Here is a 21,160-nt window from a genome sequence, read left to right as displayed (position 1 = left end):
AAAAACCACAATTAATTCTAGAATTGCTCTAGAACCAATTGTGGTTTTTTAAATATGATAAATTCTTGATATTACAAGAAAGGTATAGAATTTTAATAGTTACTTTATACTGCGTGTATTAACTATTTAACATTACAGGCATTACTAACATGGTAACTTGTTCTCCTTCATCGGTACCATCAATAGGTGTTAAAATTCCTGCTCTATTTGGCAAAGACATTTCAATTAAAACTTCGTTAGAGCTTAGGTTGTTTAACATTTCGCTTAAAAAACGAGAGTTAAAACCAATTTGCATATCATCACCTTGATAATCACAACTCAAACGTTCGTCTGCTTTGTTAGAGAAATCTATATCTTCTGCAGAAATGTTTAATTCTGTTCCTGCCATTTTTAAACGAATTTGATGCGTTGTTTTACTAGAGAAAATAGAAACACGTCTTACAGAGTTTAAGAAAGAAGCTCTATCAACAGTTAATTTATTAGGATTTTCTTTAGGAATAACAGCTTCGTAATTAGGATATTTTCCATCAATTAAACGACAAACTAAAACAATATTATCAAATGTAAACTTTGCATTTGCGTCATTATATTCAATAGTAACTTCGCTATCAGAACCCCCTAAAATTCCTTTTAATAAATTTAAAGGTTTTTTTGGCATAATAAATTCTGCCGTTTGATCTGCAGTAACATCTGTTCTAGAATATTTTACTAATTTATGCGCATCTGTTGCAACAAAAGTTAAATTTTGTGAACTAAATTGAAAAAACACACCGCTCATTACTGGGCGCAAATCGTCGTTTCCGGCAGCAAAAATTGTTTTAGAAATAGCAGTTCCTAAAATACCTGCAGGTACAATAGTTTTGCTTGGTGATGGTAAAGAAACCGCTTTCGGAAATTCATCTCCACCAAAATAAGCCATGTCATATTTTCCTTGATTAGAACTAATTTCTATAGCGTTGTCACCTTCTGTTTTAAAGGTTAAAGGTTGGTCTGGAAACGTTTTTAAAGTATCTAATAATAAACGTGCAGACACAGCAATAGAACCAGAACTATCACTTTCTACATCTACTACAGAACTCATTGTTGTCTCTAAATCTGATGCTGAAACTTTTAGTTGATTTTCAGATAATTCAAACAAAAAGTTATCTAAAATTGGTAATGTGTTGTTGCTATTTATAACGCCTCCTAAAACTTGTAATTGTTTTAATAATTGCGAACTAGATACAATAAATTTCATGTAATATTTTTTCTTAGTTTGTTTTACAAATATATTCTAAATAAGTGACTTTAAAAATTAATTTATTAACAGGTTATAAGCATTTTGTTGATGAGTTTTAAAACGTTATAATTATGTTAACAATCTATAAGGAACCTGATAAAAAACTACATTTGTTTTTATATCAATCTCTATTTTTGTTAAAGATTGTATCCTCGGGCGCAGTCGAGAGGTTTATACAAGGTTTAGACTGCGTTCAGCCTAACAAGATTTGATTAATTTATATATATGAAGAAATTTTTACTTGCTACTGCAACGTTTTTATTGATGTCTGTTTCAGTATTCGCTCAAAAACCTCAAAAATTAACCTCTAATCAGATTTATGAGAAAATTCAAAAGCTAAATTTCTTAGGAACAGCATTGTATATAGCAGCGCATCCGGATGATGAAAACACTAGATTAATTGCTTATTTAGCAAACCATGTAAAAGCTAGAACAGGTTATTTGTCATTAACAAGAGGAGACGGAGGTCAGAATTTAATAGGTCCGGAAATTAGAGAATTGTTAGGCGTAATTAGAACTCAAGAATTATTAGCGGCAAGAAGCGTAGATGGAGGAGAGCAACTATTTACAAGAGCTAATGATTTTGGATATTCTAAACATCCAGATGAAACCTTAGAAATTTGGAATAAAGAAGAAGTTTTAAGTGATGTTGTTTGGGCTATTAGAACCTTTAAACCAGATGTAATTATCAATAGATTTGATCATAGAACTCCAGGTACAACACACGGGCATCATACCGCTTCTGCAATTTTAAGTGTAGCCGCTTTTGATTTGGCTAAAGATTCTACAAAGTATGCAACGCAACTAGAATATACAGCAACATGGGCGCCAAAAAGACTTTTTCAGAATACGTCTTCTTGGTTTTTTAGAGGTAGAGAGACGGCGTTTAAAGAAGCTACTAAAAATTTTACAAAATTTGATATTGGTGTCTATTATCCGCTAAAAGGAGTTTCTAATAATGAATTGGCTTCTTTGGCAAGTAGCCAACATTTATGTCAAGGTTTTGGTAGATTGTCTACAAGAGGAGAGGAAATGGAATATGTTGAGTTTTTAAAAGGAGACGAGCCTAAAGATAAAAATGATATTTTTTCTGGAATAAATACTACCTGGAATCGTTTAGAAAATGGAGGCGAAATTGGTGATATTTTATATGAAATAGAGCAGAATTTCGATTTTGTAAACCCGTTTAAGCATTTGCCAAAATTAATGAATGCCTATCAATTAATTAAAGATTTAGAAGATGTTCATTGGCGAACAATAAAAACAAAACAAATAAAAGAAATTATTGAAGCCTGTATAGGTTTGTATATAGAAGTTTCTGCAATAAGTGCTTCCGGAACACCAAATTCTAATATTGCTGTAAATTTTGAAGTACTAAATAGAAGTGATTATCAAATGATGTTGACTTCAATAACAACTACGCTTGATAAAAACACCATCTTTAAAGGTTTTGAATTAAAACCGAATAAAAAATTGAACTTCAAAGAAACTATTTTACTAAAAACAGATGAATTTACAGATCCTTATTGGTTAAAAAAAGAACCTTCTTTAGGAATGTATACTGTAGATAATCAAGAATTAATTGGGAAACCAGAAACCCCAAGAACGGTAAAAATAGATTTTAACCTTGTTGTAAATTACTTGCCTATTACCATTTCAAAGAACGTTGTAATGAGATATGCAGAAAGAGATCAAGGAGAAATTTATGAACCTTTTGAAGTGTTGCCACAAATAACAACAAAAATAAAAAACAAAGTACTTATTTTTTCAGATAGCATCCCTAAAAGTATTTTTGTAGAAATTAGGGCAGGAGCAAGTTATGTGAATGGAAAAGTGAGTTTAAAGGTTCCTGAAAATTGGACGGTAACGCCTAAAGAAATTCCGTTTAATATTGCTCAGAAAAAGGATAAACAAACGGTAACATTTTTAGTAACTCCACCAAAAAATCCATCAGAAGGAAAGTTAGAAGTTCTAGCAATTTCTAGTGGAAAAAGCTATACCAAAGAATTGGTAGAGATTCATTACAATCACATTCCTAAACAATCTGTTTTGTTAAATTCTGAAGCAAAAATTGTGCGTTTAAATATTAAAAAAGTAGGTAATAAAATTGGATATATTAAAGGCGCAGGAGATGTTGTTCCAGAAAGTTTACGACAGATTGGTTATACCGTAGAGAATATAAATCCCTTAGAAATTAATGGTAAAAATTTATTAAAATATGACGCCATTGTTTTAGGAATTAGGGCTTATAATGTGGTTGATGAATTAAAATTTAAACAAAAATTTTTACTAGAATATGTAGAAAAAGGAGGTAATATGATTGTGCAATACAATACCAATAGAGGTGTAGATGTTGCCGCACCTTTTTCTTTAAATCTTTCTAGAGATAGAGTTACAGATGAATTTGCAGAGGTTACTGTTTTAGAAGCAGAGCATTCGCTTTTAAATTTCCCTAATAAAATTACTGATGAAGATTTTAAAGGTTGGGTACAAGAACGTGGTTTGTATTTTCCAAATTCTTGGGATAAAGCGTTTACCCCAGTTTTATCTATGCATGATAAAGGAGAATCTGCTAAAAATGGTAGTTTGTTAATAGCAAAGTATGGACAAGGAAATTATATTTATACAGGTTTAAGTTTCTTTAGAGAATTGCCGGCTGGAGTTTCTGGAGCGTATAAATTATTTGCAAATATGTTGTCTGTAGGAAAAGAAAGTAACAAAGTTTCAGAATAACAAATTTTGTCATTACTAAGAACAAAGCAATCTCATAGCCAATGGTAAAGATTGCTTTATTTTACGTGATAATATTGAGTTAGCAAACAGTTATAGCCCTGATTGAAACGGCATCCTTTTTTCTGTCAGTTCGAGTGAATTTGCTTTTTTGCAAATTTTCATCGAGAACAGAAGAAAAAAGATATAGTGGAAAGCAGGAAATAGCTTCAAAAAAAAAGAGAATTTGAAAGGACAAAAATATAGTTGGAAAAAAGAATATTCATTGGTTTTAATAGCAAATGTTATTTACATAATTGCGTTTTATTTTATTACAAATTATTTTACTGTTTAAGCCATGGAAATTGCAAGTAAATTACATTATATAGATTGGATTATTCTATCTATAACCCTTATTTTTATTGTTGCCTATGGTACGTATGTAACCAGAAAAAACGACAATGTTACCGATTATATTAAAGGAGGAAATGACTCTAAATGGTGGACTATTGGTTTGTCTGTAATGGCAACTCAGGCCAGTGCAATTACCTTTTTATCAACACCAGGACAAGCGTTTCATAGCGGAATGGGGTTTGTGCAATTTTATTTCGGTTTGCCCATTGCAATGATTATTATTTGCGTGGTTTTTATCCCCATTTATCACAAATTAAAAGTATACACAGCGTACGAGTTTTTAGAAGGAAGATTCGATTTAAAAACAAGAAGTTTAGCGGCAATTTTATTTTTAATTCAACGTGGCTTGGCGGCAGGAATTACCATTTTTGCGCCAGCAATTATTCTAAGCGCGGTGTTAGATTGGGATTTACTAACGTTAAATATTATCATTGGTTTTTTGGTGATTATTTATACAGTTTCTGGAGGAACAAAGGCGGTAAACGTAACTCAGAAACAACAAATGATAATTATTTTTATAGGAATGCTCATCGCATTTTTTATGATTATGAGTCAACTTCCAGAAAATATTACTTTTACCAATGCATTAGAAATTGCAGGAGCAAGTGATAAAATGAAAGTGCTAGATTTTTCTTTCGATTTAAGTAATAGATACACCGTTTGGACAGGTATTTTAGGTGGTACATTTTTAATGTTATCCTATTTTGGTACAGACCAAAGTCAGGTGCAACGTTATTTGTCTGGAAAATCTGTTAGAGAAAGTCAGTTGGGGTTAATTTTTAACGGATTGTTAAAAGTGCCAATGCAGTTTTTTATTCTATTAATAGGGGTAATGGTGTTTGTTTTTTATCAGTTTAATGCATCGCCTTTAAATTTTAATCCTACAGCAAATGATGCTGTTCAGAATTCTGAATTTGTGGCAGCTTATCAAGAATTAGAAAAAGAACATACAATTATAGAAAATGATAAAAGATTGTTGTTTTCTGATGGATTTCAAGTTGAAGAAAAAGAACGAATTCAGGAATTAAACAAAAGAGATTTAGCTTTAAAAGAATCCGCAAAAGAAATCATTCAAAAAGTGAATGAAAAATCGATAAAAAAAATAGAATCTAATGATAAAGATTATGTGTTTATTCATTTTATTTTAAACAATTTGCCAAGAGGATTAATAGGTCTTTTGTTGGCGGTAATTTTATCGGCAGCAATGTCTTCTACAGCGTCAGAATTAAATGCTTTGGCAAGTACCACTGCCATTGATTTATACAAGCGCAATGTGAAGGATGATAAAAGTGAAGAGCATTATGTAAAAGCATCTAAATGGTTTACGCTTGCTTGGGGAATTATTGCTATTTCTGTGGCCTGTGTAGCTAATTTATTTGATAATTTAATTCAGTTGGTAAACATTATTGGGTCTATTTTCTACGGAAATGTTTTAGGTATTTTCTTGTTGGCGTTTTTTGTTAAATTTGTTACAGGAAATGCAGTTTTTGTAGCAGCATTAATAACTCAAGCCTTAATTATTATCGTATTTTTACTTGATTGGTTGCCGTATTTATGGCTGAACTTATTAGGATGTGCTTTGGTGATGGGAATCGCAATTATATTGCAGTTTTTTATTCCTTCAAATGACAATACGAGTGAAAATTTAAAAACAATAGGAATTGAGTAAATTATGAAAAAGAAAAACATACGTTGGGGAATTATTGGTCTTGGAAAAATTGCCAACAAATTTGCAACAGATTTAGCCACTATAGAAAACACAGAATTAGTTGCTGTTGCTTCTAGAAGTCAAAAGAATGCTGATGAATTTGCAAAGAAATTCAAGTCGAAAAAAGCATATAATTCTTATGAAGCTTTGGCAAAAGATGCTGATGTAGATGCTGTTTATATTGCAACTCCACATAGTTTTCATAAAGAACATACTATTCTTTGTTTGCAACATAAAAAAGCAGTTTTATGTGAAAAACCTTTTGCAATGAATTTGAAAGAGGTTACCGAAATGATAACAGTTGCAAAAGAAAATAATGTCTTGTTAATGGAAGCTTTATGGACGTTTTTTTTGCCACATTTTAACTACGTTTTAGAGCTTGTTAAAAGTGAAAAATTTGGAAAAATTAAAAGCTTGGAAGCAGATTTTGGTTTTTATCCTTTATATGATGAAAATAGCAGAGTTTTTAAAAAAGAAGTTGGAGGAGGAAGTTTATTAGACATTGGAATTTATCCAATTTTTGCTGCTTTGGCTACTTTAGGAAATCCAGAAAATATAGAAGCAAATGCAACTTTTTTTGAAAACGGAGCAGATGCTGAATGCAACATGGTTTTTAATTATAAGAATGCAAAAGCGGTCTTAAAAAGTAGCTTGTTATCAGAAACTCCAACAGAAGCTGTTTATATTTTTGAAAAAGCAACAGTAAAAATAAACAAACAATTTCATGCGCCTTCAACAGTAACAGTTTTTGAAAATGGTAAAGAAGAAATTATCGATTTCGGTTACAAAACCATTGGTTATAATTTTGAAACTGAACACTTTAATAATCTTTTAAGAGAAGATAAAAAAGAAAGTGATATTATGACTTTTGAGTTCTCTAAAAACTTGATGAAAACCTTAGATAAAGTAAGATGTATTATTGGTTTAGAGTATTCTTAAATTGTTTAATTTAAGAATATTTTGAGTTTAGCAGTTTGTGTTTTTTATTTCATAAATAAATTAAAAACATCTCTTATTTAAACAAAAAAATCTCAAGCTTTCACTTGAGATTTTTAAATACTATATATTTTGTAATTTAGTTAGTCACATTAATTTGTACACCAACATACGTGCTTTCCCAAAGGAAACCTAAAACTGCACTTGTATTTTTTAAGTCATCAAATAAAATTGTAAATGTTTCAATAGTGTCAGGAACTGGGTATACTTCCGCAGAAACTTTTACTGCAACTTTAGCTTCATCCCATTCTTTCGGATTTCCCCAATTTGTAGCGTCTGTATAAAAAATAACATCCCAAGATTCTTTGTTTGGTATTGTGTATATCGCATAAGTTCCCGCTTTTAATGTAACATCTGCAACAGTTACATCTGAGCTAAAAGTTATTTTTGTATTTTGATTTGCACCCGTTCTCCAAACTTTTCCAAAAGGAACTAAATCTCCAAAAATGGTTCTGTCTTTTACTCCTGGTCTAGAATATTCTACAGTTATTGTTGATAAACCTACAGTTTGTTCAACTTTTTGAGACGGACTTGCAGGTATTTTTTTTTGCGCAGTTGTAGAGAAAGAGATGGCAACTACAAATAAGCTTAGTAATAAATTTTTCATGTTTTTATGGTTTTATTTTTGATAAATTTACGATTTCAAAAAATGAGAATTGTTAACAAAATCTTAAATTAATGGATTGTATCTTTGTTGAAATTAAGACAAGTTTTAAATGAAAAATGTAAGTATTTTAGGTTGTGGTTGGTTAGGAAAATCTTTGGCAATTTCTCTTTTGGATGAAGGCTTTGCTGTAAAAGGATCTACTACAAGTGAAGAAAAATTAGAACTGTTGGAAATGAATACTATAGCGCCCTATCTTGTTAATATTTCTGATTTTGAAGAATATGATGACTTCTTGTATGCTGATATTTTAATTATTGCAATTACTTCTAAAGATGTAGACGGATTTGAAAACTTAATTTCTCAAATCGAAAACTCTGAGATTCAAAAAGTAATTTTTATTAGTTCTACTTCTGTGTATGGTAGGTTAAATAAAGTAATGACAGAAGAAGATGAAGTGTTAAAAACTCCTTTAACAGAAATTGAAAATTTATTTAGAGAGAATACTTTTTTTGAAACCACAATAATTCGTTTTGCTGGTTTGTTTGGAGATGTTAGACAACCTGCAAATTGGTTTAAAAACGGACGAAAAATTCCACAGCCAAAAGGATTTGTAAATATGATTCACAAAGAAGATTGTATAGAAATTATTCATGAAGTCATCAATCAAAATTGTTGGAATGAAACTTTTAATGCTTGTTCTAATCATCATCCAACAAGAAGAGAATTTTATACGCTAGCAAAATTAAGTAGCGATTTTGAAATTCCTGAATTTGAAACTAATGAGGTTTATGAATGGAAAATTATTAGCTCTAAAAAAATACAAGAGCATTTAGGTTATACTTTTATTCATGATGATTTACTTTCTTTTTAAGTTTCAAATCTTGATAGTGCATAAGAATTTTTACATACTTTACTACATAAAAAATAGGATGGGAATAATAAAAAAAAACTCTTTTGAATTCTGGTAACTAAAGGTTTATTTAAAAAATTTTTTAGAATTTTCCCAATAAACATCCATTTCAGCAAGCGTCATTTCAGAAAGTTCTTTGCCTTCTTTTTTAGCAGCTGTTTCTAAATATTGAAAGCGATTTATAAATTTTCTATTCGTTTTTTCTAATGCATTTTCTGGATTTACATCAATAAAACGAGCGTAATTAATCATAGAAAAAAGGACATCGCCAAACTCTTTTTCGGTGTTTTCTTTATTGCCTTTTTTAATTTCTTCGTTAAGTTCTGTAAGTTCTTCTTGTACTTTTTCCCAAACGTGTTCTGGTTTTTCCCAATCAAAACCAACTCCAGCAACTTTATCTTGAATTCTATTTGCTTTTACCAAAGCAGGTAAACCTTTAGGAACGCCTTCTAAGACAGAATTATTTCCTTCTTTTAGTTTTAATTGTTCCCAATTACGTTTAACATCTTCTTCATTTTTAACTTTTACATCGCCATAAATATGAGGATGTCTGTCTATTAATTTGTCGGAAATAGCATTGGCAACATCTGCAATATCAAAAGCTTTTTTCTCACTTCCAATTTTAGCATAAAAAACGATGTGCAAAAGCACATCGCCTAATTCTTTTTTTATTTCTTGTAAGTCATTATCTAAAATAGCATCAGCCAATTCATAGGTTTCTTCTATGGTTAAATGGCGCAAACTTTCTAGTGTTTGTTTTTTATCCCACGGACACTTCTCTCGAAGTTCATCCATAATATCTAACAAACGGTTAAAAGCAGCTAACTGATCTTTTCTAGTATTCATTTTTTATTGAGTTTCAAAATTTCTCAGTTTCAGACTTACAAAGTTTTCAAGTTAAACGTGGTTATTTAAAACTATTTATTTTCACTTTCAACTTCTTCTTCAATCTTTTCAGTAGCTGTTGCTTCTATTTTAGAAAAGTCTAAACCAGCTTTTATTAAAATGTTAAACCATTGAATAACTTTTTTAATATTAGAAGTGTACACTCTTTCTTCATCATAATCTGGTAATATTTCCGTAAAGAAAGTTTCTAGTTTTTTACCATTTTCTTTGTGAGAAAGAGCCTCTTTACCTGCTGTTTTATCTGCAATAATTTTAAAAACTTTTAATAAAGGCACTTCTTCTTCATAAGTGTAAATAGCAATGTTTTCTAGTAAACTTACATTTTGTGTAGTGTTTATAGCTAATCTTTTTTTGTCTGCTAAAGCTTCTACAATGATAGCGTTTTTAGATTGAGACACTACTTGGTATAAACCTGGTTTACCGGTAACGGCAATTATTTTGTTAAATTCCATATGTTTTTTTAAATACTTATTTTTTATTTTTTAATTTAGGAAAACGCATTCTATAATCTGCATTTATTTTCCCTTTAGAAATGTTTTCTAATTTTTTTTTGAGAATTCTTTTTTTCAAAGTAGACAATTTGTCTGTAAATAATATTCCTTCAATATGGTCATATTCATGTTGAAAAACTCTGGCAGCAATTCCTGTTAGCACTTCAGTATGTTTTTCGAAATTTTCATCTTCATATTCAATGTGCACTTTTTCTTGTCTAAAAACATCCTCTCTAATATCAGGAATACTTAAACAACCTTCATTAAAAACCCATTCATCTCCTTCTTCTGTAAGAATTTGTGCGTTAATAAAAACTCTATTAAAGTTTTTTAAGATTTCTCTATCTTCTTCCGAAAAATCTTCATCTTCTCCAAAAGGCGAAGCGTCTATGATAAATAAACGAATAGGTTTGCCAATTTGTGGCGCTGCTAAACCAACACCAGACGCGTTGTACATGGTTTCTCTCATGTTTGCAATTAGCAAATCTAATTTAGGGAAATCTGCATCTATCTTTTTGCAAACTTTGCGTAAAACAGGATCGCCGTAAGCTACAATTGGTAATATCATTTCTTTATTTTTAAGTTTTGCAAAAGTACTGATTTTAATTAAAAAGGATAAAATTAGATTTGGTAATTTTATTGTTAATTTTTCAATAAAAATTATGTTACTACTATTTTAAAAAAAACTTTAGGTAGCATTCTTATAAATATTTTAGAGATATAACTTTTTCAATGACTTATTTTTGAAAATAAAAAAAGCAATTAAAAAATTCTATTATTTTAAAATACGCGATATAATTAAGTATGCAATATTTATGTAAAGTTTTCTTTTTTTAGGTGTTTAAAGTAACTATAAGTGCTTTTTATTGCACGTTTTTAATTTAGTTATATAAATAAGATTGCAAAATTATGGTGGCACTTATTTCATCAACCAATTCTTTGTTTCTGCGTTTTTTCTTTTTTATGCCGCTATCAATCATTGTTTGAAAAGCCATTTTGGAGGTAAAACGCTCGTCAACTCTTTGTATTGGAATTTGAGGAATTTCTTTCGATAATTTTTTCATAAAAGTAAGAATAAGTACTTCGCTTTCACTATCGGTATTATTCATTTGTTTTGGTTGTCCTATCAAAAATAATTCTACATTTTCTTTTGAAATATATTCTTTCAAAAAAAGTAATAAATCATCTGTTAGAACCGTTGTTAAACCAGAAGCAATAATTTTCATTTCGTCTGAAACAGCTATTCCTGTTCTTTTTTTACCGTAATCAATTGCTAAAATTCTTCCCAAAATTATTAATTTGTTTGCAAAAATAAGGGTTAAATTTTAATAATGAAGTATTAACTTAAATAATATCAATAAGTTAAAAGAGTGATTGAATTGTAATTATAGGATGTTTTAAGAATTTAAACAAGTATAGATAATATGTTTAAAAAATGTATATTCGCTTTAGTTTTTATAGATAGATTTATATTTGCTGAAATTAAATTTTAGAATGAAAGATATTAGAAAAATTATTGAATCTGCTTGGGATAATCGTGAATTATTGAAAGAAGAAACTACAATAAAGACCATTAGAGAAGTTATAGATTTATTAGACAAAGGAGAATTAAGAGTTGCAGAACCAATTGAAGGTGGTTGGCAAGTAAATGAATGGGTAAAAAAAGCAGTTGTTTTGTATTTTCCTATTCAGAAAATGGTAACTTTAGAAGCTGGTATTTTTGAATATCATGATAAAATGCCTTTAAAAACAGATTATGCTGCACAAGGAGTTCGTGTAGTGCCTGGTGCATCTGCTCGTAAAGGATCTTATCTTTCTCCGGGTACTATTTTAATGCCAAGTTATGTAAATATTGGTGCTTATGTAGATGAAGGAACAATGGTAGATACTTGGGCAACAGTGGGTTCTTGTGCACAAATTGGTAAAAACGTACACCTTTCTGGTGGTGTTGGTATTGGTGGTGTTTTAGAACCGTTACAAGCGGCGCCGGTAATTATAGAAGATGGCGCTTTTATTGGCTCTAGATGTATTGTTGTAGAAGGTGTAAGAGTAGAAAAAGAAGCAGTTTTAGGCGCAAACGTTGTCTTAACAATGAGTACTAAAATTATTGATGTTACTGGTGATGAACCTATAGAAATGAAAGGTATAGTTCCTGCAAGATCTGTAGTAATTCCTGGTAGTTATACCAAAAAATTTGCAGCTGGAGAGTACAATGTACCTTGTGCGTTAATCATTGGAAAAAGAAAAGAAAGTACCAACAAAAAAACATCTTTAAACGATGCTTTGCGTGAATATGATGTAGCTGTTTAGAGAAAATAACTTTATGACCAAAATTACTGCAATAATACCAACTTTAAATGAAGAGATTCATATTGCTGATGCTATAAAGTCTGTAAGTTTTGCAGATGAAATTATTGTAATAGATTCTTACAGTAAAGATAAAACATTAAAGATTGCAGAGAAGTTACAAGTAAAAATCATCAAACGTAGGTTTGATGATTTTTCTTCTCAAAAAAACTTTGCCATTGATTTAGCAACCCATAATTGGATTTATATTTTAGATGCTGATGAGCGGGTAACTCCAGAAGTGAAACAAGAAATTTTAGAGGCAGTTAAAAATCCAAAAGATTTTGTTGGGTTTTATGTAAGAAGAAGCTTTTATTTTTGTGGTAAAAAGATTAATTATGGCGGTTGCCAAAGAGATAAAGTGGTACGTTTATTTTTAAAAGAACATTGTAGATATGCAGGTTTGGTGCATGAAACAATTGCTACAAAAGGTAAATTAGGCTTTTTTAAAAATAAAATTGAACATTATTCTTACAAAAACTATGATCATTATATTTCTAAAATGAATCATTATGGTGCTTTAAGAGGGAAAGAATATTTTGCCAAAGGGAAAAAAGTAAATTTATTTCACATCTTAGTAAAACCACCGGCAAGATTTATAATTCATTATTTTATTAGACTAGGTTTTTTAGATGGCTTTCCAGGATATATTTTTGCAAAAACCCAAGCTTATGGCGTGTATACAAGATATATAAAACTGTGGTTGTTAAATAAAGGAATTAATGAAAATTAGTTTTTGTAAAAAACATAATTCTTTATACATCGGTGTAATTTAAACGTAAAGAGCGTAATTATTTGCCAAAAAGGACGCATAATTTCTCGGGCCACTTTTTTCCAAATAATCATGTTGTTTTGCTGAATTGTACTACCTCCCATTTGTTTATCAATGCTTTTTACATACTGCTTATTGGTAGAAAACAGCTTTACTTTATGTTTGTAAACATCCTGTTTCATAACATCAATTGGCGCATAATAATCACTTAAATTGTCGGATAATTTTTTAGCAGCATTTTTACCAATAATTTGTCCAATCATTAACACAGGCGGAATTACATAAGTGGTAATAAGTTCTTTTTTTTCGAATGTAAAAAATCCTTTTTTACCAGAAATATCTAAAAAATCATCCACAGTAATTTGTGCTAGCAAATAATCTAAATCTTTAAAAAAATCTTCATGTACTAAAGCATCATCTTCTAAAATAATAGAAAAATCTTCAGGTTGTTTGGCAAGGTAATCCCAAAGTTTAAAGTGTGTTAGGCAAATGCCTATTTCACCATTATTAGGCAACGGAAAATGGGCAAAAACATTGTGCTTTTTTTTCTCTTTTCTTAAGATTTCTGCATCTAATTCTTTGCCATAAATAGCGCTAATTCTTTCAATAGGAATATTCAATTTTTTAAATTGATTCTCCATAAAGTCTTTTCTATCAGTACTTTTGTCTAGGTTTATATAATATACTTTGTAAGAACTCATAGTTGTATCCAATTAGCAGCAACAATTTCATTTTCTTTTTCTACAAACCAAGTTTTTGGCGCAATTACTGTTTTGTTTTTGTTGTTATTTAACCATGCGCCCCACCAAGAAAAACTGCTATTTGCGGTAATATTGTTTTTGCATAAACTCATTAAATACATGTCTTCATGTGGTATGGTTTTATGGTCTATAAAAGTTGCATTTTCAATAGTTAAATTTTCTTTAGTCCAAGAAATATCATCAGAAAAAATATAAAAATGAGTGTTATTGTATTTTTTATTAATGGTTTCAATGGCTTTTTTATAATATGTTAAATCGCAAGTTCCGTGTACACTATTTGCTTTTTTATCAGAAACATAATCACCCCTTCTAATATGTAAAGAACAGGTGTTTTCTAAGGATAAAATCTCTTTAGAAATTTCTTTTGTAGAAGTAGCTAGCTCATTTTTTAAAACAAATTCAGTTAATAAAATTGCCCTTATTTTTTTAAAATACTTTTCTGTCTGAAAATAACCTTTGGTATATTCATTTCCTTTTAAGGAAGTCATTTTTTTATCAAAAAGTAAACTTTTTTCTTTTAGATTCTTTTTAAGCCCAATTTTGCCTAAAAAAATAGCCAATGGATTCGCAGTTTCTAAATTTATTTTATATTTATCTAGCTGATAACCACCATGTAATTTATATTTCTTAAAAGCAGAAATATCTAATTGTACCTCATAACCTTTTTTAGACAACGCTTTTGCATAAGCATATTGAAACATTTGGTTTCCCAAGCCACCAAGAATTCTAACAACAATCATTATAGGTTTATTCTTTTTGAAAATACTATTTTTGCACTTAGTGTTTGGTTTAAAATAGGCTAATTTTAGTAAAAAATAAATAGTTTCAATTTAACCATATTTTGGCCACACACCACAAGTTGTAAAAATACAAATAATTGTTGTACTAATTCTAAATTCAACCTTTTGAAAACAAAAATAGGTTCAGAAATTGCAAAAGCAAATCAATATTTAAAGGACGGAAAAACTATTTTATATCCTACAGATACTGTATGGGGTTTGGGTTGCGATGCCACAAATTATGACGCAGTTTCATCAATTTTTAAATTAAAAAACAGAGTAGAAAGTAAGAGTTTAATAGTTTTGGTAAGTTCTGTACATATGTTAAAAAAATATGTTTCCGTACCTAAAAAAGCTTTAGATATTTTAAAATCATCAAACCAACCCACCACCATAATTTACAAGAATCCAAAGGGATTTGCAAAAAACACCATTGCAGAAGATCATACCATTGCAATACGAATTGTACAACATGATTTTTGTAGAAAATTAATTAAAAAATTTGGCAAACCTATTGTTTCTACATCGGCAAATGTTAGTGAAACGCCCACGCCAAAATCTTTCTCAGAAATTAGTGATATTATTTTAAAAGGCGTACATTATGTGGTAAATTTAGAAGAAGATACAATTGCTACAAAATCATCTACTATTTTAAAAATTGATGGAGAAAACCTTATTGTTTTAAGAGCGTAACCAGGTGTAATTTGTACTTTTAACGGCACTTTTCTATGAACGTAGAATTATGTATTTTTGGGCGTTACCTAAAGGTCGGGCTTTCCATTGTATCTTTTTTGTAAAAAAAACAAAAAAGGATGCCATTTCAATCCCTAACGCGGGCAACTTTAATGACAATTTGACCAAACCCAAACAATGGCACGTTTTTTAGCGTACTGTTATTTAGTATAAAATATAAAAATGAGTTTTTTTAAAAAAATATTTTCAAAAGATAAAAAAGAAACCTTAGACAAAGGATTAGAAAAGACAAAAACTAATTTCTTTGACAAGCTTTCTAAAGCCGTTGCAGGAAAATCTAAAGTAGATGATGCTGTTTTAGACAATTTAGAAGAAGTTTTAGTAGCTTCAGACGTTGGTGTAAATACAACTCTTAAAGTTATTGATAGAATTGAAGCCAGAGTTGCCAAAGACAAATATGTGGGTACAGATGAATTAAATAGAATTCTTAGAGAAGAAATTGCAGGTTTACTTTCTGAAACCAATGTTGGCAATGAAACTGAATTTACAATACCAGACTTACCAGCTGATAAAAATGGAAATAAAACGCCGTATGTTTTAATGGTTGTAGGTGTAAACGGAGTTGGAAAAACAACTACCATTGGTAAGTTGGCAGCACAATTTAAAAAACAAGGATTAAAAGTTGTTTTAGGTGCCGCAGATACCTTTAGAGCAGCAGCAATAGATCAATTACAAGTTTGGGCAGACAGAGTTGATGTACCAATTGTGCGTCAAGAAATGGGTTCTGATCCTGCTTCCGTTGCGTTTGATACCTTAAAATCTGCGGTAACTCAAAATGCAGATGTTGTAATTATAGATACCGCTGGTAGATTGCATAACAAGGTTAATTTAATGAATGAGTTGACAAAAATAAAACGTGTAATGCAAAAAGTTGTAGACAATTCTCCACACGATGTTTTGTTAGTTTTAGACGGTTCTACAGGACAAAATGCTTTTGAGCAAGCAAAACAATTTACCTTAGCAACAGAAGTTACTTCATTAGCAGTTACAAAATTAGACGGTACAGCCAAAGGCGGCGTTGTTATTGGTATTTCAGATCAGTTTAAAATACCCGTAAAATATATTGGTGTGGGAGAAGGCATAGACGATTTACAAGTTTTTAACAAATACGAATTTGTAGATTCTTTTTTTAAGTAATACTATTTAATTTTTCAAAATATAAACTCCTTTTACGCTCTTGTAAAAGGAGTTTTTTTTTTACATTTTTTTATTTATTAAATAATTAATGTTAGCTTTGGTACTAACCTGCTCTAAATCAAACACTTTTAAAATGACTCAAAAATACATTCTACTTTTTTTATTGACTTTATTTTTAAACAATAAAAATGTTCTCGCTTTTCATGATACTTCAACTATTAAACACACTATTCCTTCTTCAGAAATAAGTTTAGATGATGAATTACTTCAAAAATTAAAAACATCGTTAGCGTCAATTTATAAAAGCAATAAAATAGACTTTAAAGATTTTAATGCTACTAAAAGTAACGACGAAATTTTATTTACTGGAACCTTTGTACTTTACAGGGTTAAAATTAAATTAGAAGTTATTTTTGATACCAATAAAGAACTTAAATCACTTACTGGACGATTATTAAACCCTTCAAAAGGGTTCACTTCTAGACAGTTTAAGAAACTAACAAAAGGAAATTCTGATTTAGAAAATTGGTTTCCAAAAGTGATGAAAAAGAATATTACATTCGATAATTTTGCGATTTCTTTTGATGAAAATAGTAAAAAACCTTCAGAAATTTCAGTCAGTATTGCAACTGTTAATGGATTTAAAATTATAGAAAATAGTCCTTTAAATTTTAACAATATAATAGGTACAGTTACTACTAAAAATCCTGTAAGTGGTGCAAAGGTTTCTGCTTCATTAACGGGTGAATTTAATATTGGACCAACAGTTGTAAAATCTACTGCATCGGTTGGTAGTTCTTCAGAAGATTGGGCTTTTAAAGGTGAATTAGAAAATTTAAGTCTTACAAATGTTTTAAAATCTGTAGTTGGTTCCATTGGGACTTTACCAATGCCGGATAAAGTGATTGATATAAACATAAATAATTCTTCGTTTACTGTTATACCTTCAAAAAAATCATTTTCATTAACAGGAATTGGTGCTGTTTCTGGAACTAAAATAGGAGAACTTCAACTAAAAATTGCTCCTGAACAAGGTTCTAAATTAGGTTTTATGGTGGGAATTAGTCCCAGTTCTGACTTTAAAATGGCAAACATAGATCCTAATTTAAAAATTTTGGATGATTTAAAAATCACAAATTTTGGACTGGTTTTATCTTCTTATTCATCATCTAAAGGGAACTTAGATGTTTTTAAGAAATTAGGAGGAGAAAGTAGTATTGGTAGAGGTTTTAATTTTATTGGTGCCTTTGATTTAAAACCAACAAACTTAGACGATTTAATTGGTTTAGAATCCGTTATGATCAGGGCCGTTGTTAGTAATAAATTATCTGATTTATTATTAGAAGGCGCATTAAATACAAATATTAATTTAGGAAAATCTGCTACTTTTAAAAAAGTATTATTTAGAGTAAAACCCTCTCCAACAAATTTTAAAATTTCTATGGGAGGTGTACTTGAAGTAAAAGTAGATAAAGATGTATTAGCTTTTAGTGCAGAAATGGGTGTTGACATCACAGATCAAGCAATTTTTATAACTGGTTTAATGAACGGAAAATGGAATGACCCTTTTGGAGCAAAAGGAGTCGCTATCGCAAATTTAGGGGCAACTTTAGGGGTAAGTTTTAGAACCACACCAATTCCGCTACCAGAAATTGGTATTAAAGGAGAATTACAAATAAAAGAATTTAATGGAGATCTGTTGGTTTATTTAAATGCCAATAATCCATCAGAAAGTGCTATTGATGCTGGTTTTAATAGAGTGAGTTTAAAAGCAATTTTAGAAGAATTTTGTGATCAACAAACATTAAGAAAAATTCCTTCAGATATTAGAAAAACAATTTTAGATGTGAATCTAGAAGACGCAAGATTAACAATTGCAGCAAGACCTTTAACAATTATGGAAAAAGATTTTGATCCTGGTTTTAGAATAAAAGGAACTGCTAATATTGGTGAAATAGCAGGTGCTAAATTAGATGTTCAGGTGGGTTATGAAGGTATTGATGCCACAGCAGGCATTAAAAAAATAAGCCACTTACCTTTCTTTGAACTTAAAGGAGCTCGTGGTAAAGAAGATCCAATTATTAGAATTTTAGCAAAAGCTAGTACTGAATCTAAAGTGGTAATTTCTGGTTCTGCTACTTTATTAGGCTTGAATTCTGAAACCGATTTACTCTTAAATGATAAAGGTTTTGATTTGTATATGAATGGTAAAATCTTTAATGTCTTTAATGCGAAATTAGAAGTTACGGGAAGTAGAGTTAAAGATGGTGGAAGTTTTAGAATTGCTGCTACTATGGAGCAGGATTTTATGAAGTATTTAACAAAACACGCATCAGATGAAATTGATAAGGCTACAAAAAAAACACAACAAGATATTACTACAGCTCAAAATAAAATTTCTAACGCGCAGTTAAAACTTAATAGTTTAAACACCAATATTGCGAATATGCGTAATACGGTTAAAGCAGAACGTAAAAGAGATTTGGATAATATTAAAAACGCAAGACAAAGTGTTGTGAATGAAAAAAGAAAACATTTTAATGATATTGTTAATAATATTAATAGCATAAATCGTAAAGTAAATGCTGCTCATGCAGGAATAGCCAAAAAAAAGAAAGAAATTGCAAACGCCAATGTTTTTGAAAAGCCCGCGCTAGCTTTAAAATACACTCCTTATTTTACAGAGCAAGCTTTTATTATTTCAACTCAAGAAACTGCTAAAGTAACGCAACAAGGTTATAGAGAAGTAGCAAAAGTTGCTTTAAAAGCTGCAGAAGAAAGTGTTGGTTTAGTGCATACTTTAGGAAGTAAAACTCCAATAGATGCAGATCCTAGAATTGTAGCTTTAATAGGTTCTAAAGAAACAGCTAATGCAGCAATGATTGCGGGTAAAGGAATTCTTGAGGGTGCAAAAATAGTTGGTGTTGGTACTTTAGGTGCTGCAAAATGGATTGTAGAAAACGGTCCCACAAGTGTTGTGAATATTACTTATGCACATTTTGAAGCTAAATTAAATGCAGCACACGGAGGTGCTATTTTAGTGCGCATGAAAGGTACTTTTGCAGGAAAACCTCTGGATGAAAAATTTACTATTAATTTTAAAGACCCGTTAAAAAGTTCAAAAGATTTTGCACAGAGTTTGTTGTAATATAAGTTTTTTATGTTGCTCTAAAAAATACTTACTCTTCCCTAAATTTACGTAATGTTTTTAGAAAACTATTTTTAATTATTATAAATATTTCTTGTGGTTTTATTAAAACTATATGATTCTTTCGTATTATGAGGGTGTCGTTTTGGAATATTCCTATTCCATAACCGCATTTATTTTAGCCCATAAATCGTTATCAAAATTAGATAAGGCAAAATTTACGTTTTCTGCTGCTTCTCTAATTCTAATCATTACTAGTTTTTTGCAAATTCAATTAGTGTTGTATAATTACCATTATCAGCTTCTTTTAAGGCTTTTATATATTGTCTTCTGGTTTCGTTAGCTTTAACCATATTTGATTGATGCCAAGAAAATATTTCATTTTTAAATATTGATTCCATTATAATGTCTGCCATTATTCTAGAGTGTCTTCCATTTCCATTGGGAAAACAATGAATGGATACTAGGCGATGTTTAAATCTTATAGCTATTTCTTCATGAGAAAAAGTTATATTTTCTATCCAATATTTGGTGTCTTCTAGTAAGTTTTTTAATTCAATTCCAATCTGTATCCTTGGAATTCCAATGTTTTTTTCAGTGTTTCGGAATTTGCCAGCCCATTTCCAAACATCACCATACATTTTTTTATGCAAGTCCTTTATAAACTTTTCCGTTAAAATTTTTTCAAGTTTCAATCTTGTATGAATAGTCCATTCTACTGCTTTTTCTATATTTAATTGTTCAAATTCATCTAGTTCTCCTTGAGTAGAAATTGAACTTATTTTAAGGCCTTCTTTTTCATTCTCATCTAAAGGTGTTTGTCCAATTTTATAATCGAATTTTAATCCCATAATGATTTTTTCATTTCTCTTTTTATTTCATAAGCAAGTTCTTTAATTGTTTCAGCTATCTTTTCATCTCCAATTCCTTGATTCTCTAATTTCATATTTTGATGGGTTCTTAAAACAATTTTTCTAGCTAGTTTCTCTGCTTTACTTTGTATTAAATCGTTGATTGTTCCTTCTTTTGGCACTAATCCATATACTAATTTTAAGTCCATTGCATGAGCTACATCTTTTAATGAATTGAGTGTTATCCTTCCATTAGCTTCGCTTTCCTCAATTTTTTTTACACCTTGTCTTGTTATATTTAATTTGTCGCCAAGTTGGGCCATTGTCATATTTAGTGCTGTCCGTATTGTACTTACCCATCCACGTTCTGGAATTAGTACTTTTCTAGTTTCAAAATATGGTTGAAGTTTTTTGTCCAATTGCTCAATTACAAGTTTTTGCTTATTTCTCATTTTTTTGTAAACTTTTTTGTTTACAAAAAAAATATTTGTAAACGTATGTGTTTACAAATATAATTAAAAGTAATGGTATATGTTTACAAAAAGTATAAAAAGTAAAGACTTTAGTTTACTTTTTATACTTTTTGTAAACTA

Annotated in this window: 19 protein-coding genes; 9 read left to right on the top strand and 10 right to left on the bottom strand. The window is 29.8% G+C overall.

Translation table 11 applies throughout. The features are described 5' to 3' along the window. Nucleotides 1–118: 118 nt before the first annotated feature. Nucleotides 119–1,237 carry a DNA polymerase III subunit beta gene (gene dnaN, locus ACSHW5_RS00605; protein ID WP_435674159.1) on the bottom strand — a complete coding sequence of 373 codons (1,119 nt, stop codon included), beginning with the start codon at nt 1,235–1,237 and terminating at the stop codon, nt 119–121. Nucleotides 1,238–1,504: 267 nt separating this feature from the next. Here dnaN and ACSHW5_RS00600 point away from each other — a divergent pair, with 267 nt between their 5' ends. From ACSHW5_RS00600 to ACSHW5_RS00590, 3 genes are all read left to right on the top strand, one after another. Then, nucleotides 1,505–4,012 carry a PIG-L family deacetylase gene (locus ACSHW5_RS00600; protein WP_435674158.1) on the top strand — a complete coding sequence of 836 codons (2,508 nt, stop codon included), beginning with the start codon at nt 1,505–1,507 and terminating at the stop codon, nt 4,010–4,012. A 334-nt stretch (nt 4,013–4,346) separates the two neighbouring features. Then, nucleotides 4,347–6,071 carry a sodium:solute symporter family transporter gene (locus tag ACSHW5_RS00595; protein WP_435674157.1) on the top strand — a complete coding sequence of 575 codons (1,725 nt, stop codon included), beginning with the start codon at nt 4,347–4,349 and terminating at the stop codon, nt 6,069–6,071. 3 nt (nt 6,072–6,074) lie between these two features. After that, the gene (locus tag ACSHW5_RS00590; RefSeq protein WP_435674156.1) at nt 6,075–7,049 is read left to right on the top strand and encodes a Gfo/Idh/MocA family protein; all 975 of its coding nucleotides are present in this window, start codon (nt 6,075–6,077) and stop codon (nt 7,047–7,049) included. A gap of 136 nt (nt 7,050–7,185) precedes the next feature. On the opposite strand, the gene ACSHW5_RS00585 is transcribed toward ACSHW5_RS00590, so the two are convergent. Further along, complete coding sequence (locus ACSHW5_RS00585) at nt 7,186–7,713, bottom strand: DUF2911 domain-containing protein (protein WP_435674155.1); 528 nt, start codon at nt 7,711–7,713, stop codon at nt 7,186–7,188. Between the two features lie 109 nt (nt 7,714–7,822). On the opposite strand from ACSHW5_RS00585, the gene ACSHW5_RS00580 reads away from it, so the two are divergent. Then, the gene (locus ACSHW5_RS00580; RefSeq protein WP_435674154.1) at nt 7,823–8,584 is read left to right on the top strand and encodes an NAD(P)-binding domain-containing protein; all 762 of its coding nucleotides are present in this window, start codon (nt 7,823–7,825) and stop codon (nt 8,582–8,584) included. 105 nt (nt 8,585–8,689) lie between these two features. On the opposite strand, the gene mazG is transcribed toward ACSHW5_RS00580, so the two are convergent. From mazG to ruvX, 4 genes are all read right to left on the bottom strand, one after another. Then, the gene (gene mazG / locus ACSHW5_RS00575; protein ID WP_435674153.1) at nt 8,690–9,469 is read right to left on the bottom strand and encodes a nucleoside triphosphate pyrophosphohydrolase; all 780 of its coding nucleotides are present in this window, start codon (nt 9,467–9,469) and stop codon (nt 8,690–8,692) included. Nucleotides 9,470–9,540: 71 nt separating this feature from the next. Continuing rightward, nucleotides 9,541–9,981 carry a DUF5606 family protein gene (locus tag ACSHW5_RS00570; RefSeq protein ID WP_435674152.1) on the bottom strand — a complete coding sequence of 147 codons (441 nt, stop codon included), beginning with the start codon at nt 9,979–9,981 and terminating at the stop codon, nt 9,541–9,543. A 16-nt stretch (nt 9,982–9,997) separates the two neighbouring features. After that, nucleotides 9,998–10,588, bottom strand: coding sequence for a peptide deformylase (gene def, locus ACSHW5_RS00565; RefSeq protein WP_435674151.1), 591 nt, complete (start codon nt 10,586–10,588; stop codon nt 9,998–10,000). A 313-nt stretch (nt 10,589–10,901) separates the two neighbouring features. Further along, a complete protein-coding gene (gene ruvX / locus ACSHW5_RS00560; protein ID WP_435674150.1) occupies nt 10,902–11,309 on the bottom strand; it encodes a Holliday junction resolvase RuvX in 408 nt (135 codons plus the stop codon). A gap of 205 nt (nt 11,310–11,514) precedes the next feature. Between ruvX and ACSHW5_RS00555 the strand changes: the two genes are divergently transcribed. Continuing rightward, the gene (locus ACSHW5_RS00555) at nt 11,515–12,330 is read left to right on the top strand and encodes a 2,3,4,5-tetrahydropyridine-2,6-dicarboxylate N-succinyltransferase (RefSeq protein WP_435674149.1); all 816 of its coding nucleotides are present in this window, start codon (nt 11,515–11,517) and stop codon (nt 12,328–12,330) included. A gap of 13 nt (nt 12,331–12,343) precedes the next feature. Continuing rightward, complete coding sequence (locus ACSHW5_RS00550) at nt 12,344–13,099, top strand: glycosyltransferase family 2 protein (protein WP_435674148.1); 756 nt, start codon at nt 12,344–12,346, stop codon at nt 13,097–13,099. Here the strand turns inward: ACSHW5_RS00550 and ACSHW5_RS00545 are convergent. Continuing rightward, nucleotides 13,096–13,839, bottom strand: a complete 744-nt coding sequence (locus tag ACSHW5_RS00545; RefSeq protein ID WP_435674147.1) for a glycosyltransferase family 25 protein — start codon at nt 13,837–13,839, stop codon at nt 13,096–13,098. The genes ACSHW5_RS00550 and ACSHW5_RS00545 overlap by 4 nt on opposite strands. Further along, nucleotides 13,836–14,639, bottom strand: a complete 804-nt coding sequence (locus ACSHW5_RS00540) for an alpha-1,2-fucosyltransferase (RefSeq protein ID WP_435674146.1) — start codon at nt 14,637–14,639, stop codon at nt 13,836–13,838. The genes ACSHW5_RS00545 and ACSHW5_RS00540 overlap by 4 nt, the downstream gene beginning before the upstream one ends. 165 nt (nt 14,640–14,804) lie before the next feature. Between ACSHW5_RS00540 and ACSHW5_RS00535 the strand changes: the two genes are divergently transcribed. The 3 genes from ACSHW5_RS00535 to ACSHW5_RS00525 all read left to right on the top strand — a co-directional run bounded on the left by ACSHW5_RS00535 (nt 14,805) and on the right by ACSHW5_RS00525 (nt 19,716). Then, on the top strand, nt 14,805–15,371 hold the full coding sequence (locus ACSHW5_RS00535) for an L-threonylcarbamoyladenylate synthase (protein WP_435674145.1): 567 nt from the start codon (nt 14,805–14,807) through the stop codon (nt 15,369–15,371). Between the two features lie 222 nt (nt 15,372–15,593). Further along, on the top strand, nt 15,594–16,568 hold the full coding sequence (ftsY, locus tag ACSHW5_RS00530) for a signal recognition particle-docking protein FtsY (protein WP_435674144.1): 975 nt from the start codon (nt 15,594–15,596) through the stop codon (nt 16,566–16,568). Between the two features lie 133 nt (nt 16,569–16,701). After that, nucleotides 16,702–19,716 (top strand): hypothetical protein, encoded by a 3,015-nt coding sequence (locus ACSHW5_RS00525; protein ID WP_435674143.1) that lies wholly within the window; start codon nt 16,702–16,704, stop codon nt 19,714–19,716. A 254-nt stretch (nt 19,717–19,970) separates the two neighbouring features. Here the strand turns inward: ACSHW5_RS00525 and ACSHW5_RS00520 are convergent, their stop codons facing one another. After that, the gene (locus tag ACSHW5_RS00520) at nt 19,971–20,567 is read right to left on the bottom strand and encodes a mobile mystery protein B (RefSeq protein ID WP_435674142.1); all 597 of its coding nucleotides are present in this window, start codon (nt 20,565–20,567) and stop codon (nt 19,971–19,973) included. Further along, nucleotides 20,558–21,019: a mobile mystery protein A gene (locus ACSHW5_RS00515; protein WP_435674141.1), complete on the bottom strand. Its 462-nt coding sequence runs from the start codon at nt 21,017–21,019 to the stop codon at nt 20,558–20,560. Before ACSHW5_RS00515 ends, ACSHW5_RS00520 begins: the two co-directional genes overlap by 10 nt. Nucleotides 21,020–21,160: the final 141 nt, after the last annotated feature.

The organism is Polaribacter sp. (assembly GCF_051251875.1).
GTDB lineage: Bacteria > Bacteroidota > Bacteroidia > Flavobacteriales > Flavobacteriaceae > Polaribacter.
Note: the sequence above shows the minus strand (reverse complement) of the source record. Positions and strands in the feature narration are given on the sequence as shown.

What these genes read in the sequence shown, in the direction of transcription:
- dnaN (WP_435674159.1), bottom strand. Translation starts at nt 1,237, where the DNA reads ATGAAATTTATTGTATCTAGTTCGCAATTATTAAAACAATTACAAGTT.
- ACSHW5_RS00600 (WP_435674158.1), top strand. Translation starts at nt 1,505, where the DNA reads ATGAAGAAATTTTTACTTGCTACTGCAACGTTTTTATTGATGTCTGTT.
- ACSHW5_RS00595 (WP_435674157.1), top strand. Translation starts at nt 4,347, where the DNA reads ATGGAAATTGCAAGTAAATTACATTATATAGATTGGATTATTCTATCT.
- ACSHW5_RS00590 (WP_435674156.1), top strand. Translation starts at nt 6,075, where the DNA reads ATGAAAAAGAAAAACATACGTTGGGGAATTATTGGTCTTGGAAAAATT.
- ACSHW5_RS00585 (WP_435674155.1), bottom strand. Translation starts at nt 7,713, where the DNA reads ATGAAAAATTTATTACTAAGCTTATTTGTAGTTGCCATCTCTTTCTCT.
- ACSHW5_RS00580 (WP_435674154.1), top strand. Translation starts at nt 7,823, where the DNA reads ATGAAAAATGTAAGTATTTTAGGTTGTGGTTGGTTAGGAAAATCTTTG.
- mazG (WP_435674153.1), bottom strand. Translation starts at nt 9,469, where the DNA reads ATGAATACTAGAAAAGATCAGTTAGCTGCTTTTAACCGTTTGTTAGAT.
- ACSHW5_RS00570 (WP_435674152.1), bottom strand. Translation starts at nt 9,981, where the DNA reads ATGGAATTTAACAAAATAATTGCCGTTACCGGTAAACCAGGTTTATAC.
- def (WP_435674151.1), bottom strand. Translation starts at nt 10,588, where the DNA reads ATGATATTACCAATTGTAGCTTACGGCGATCCTGTTTTACGCAAAGTT.
- ACSHW5_RS00555 (WP_435674149.1), top strand. Translation starts at nt 11,515, where the DNA reads ATGAAAGATATTAGAAAAATTATTGAATCTGCTTGGGATAATCGTGAA.
- ACSHW5_RS00550 (WP_435674148.1), top strand. Translation starts at nt 12,344, where the DNA reads ATGACCAAAATTACTGCAATAATACCAACTTTAAATGAAGAGATTCAT.
- ACSHW5_RS00545 (WP_435674147.1), bottom strand. Translation starts at nt 13,839, where the DNA reads ATGAGTTCTTACAAAGTATATTATATAAACCTAGACAAAAGTACTGAT.
- ACSHW5_RS00540 (WP_435674146.1), bottom strand. Translation starts at nt 14,639, where the DNA reads ATGATTGTTGTTAGAATTCTTGGTGGCTTGGGAAACCAAATGTTTCAA.
- ftsY (WP_435674144.1), top strand. Translation starts at nt 15,594, where the DNA reads ATGAGTTTTTTTAAAAAAATATTTTCAAAAGATAAAAAAGAAACCTTA.
- ACSHW5_RS00525 (WP_435674143.1), top strand. Translation starts at nt 16,702, where the DNA reads ATGACTCAAAAATACATTCTACTTTTTTTATTGACTTTATTTTTAAAC.
- ACSHW5_RS00520 (WP_435674142.1), bottom strand. Translation starts at nt 20,567, where the DNA reads ATGGGATTAAAATTCGATTATAAAATTGGACAAACACCTTTAGATGAG.
- ACSHW5_RS00515 (WP_435674141.1), bottom strand. Translation starts at nt 21,019, where the DNA reads ATGAGAAATAAGCAAAAACTTGTAATTGAGCAATTGGACAAAAAACTT.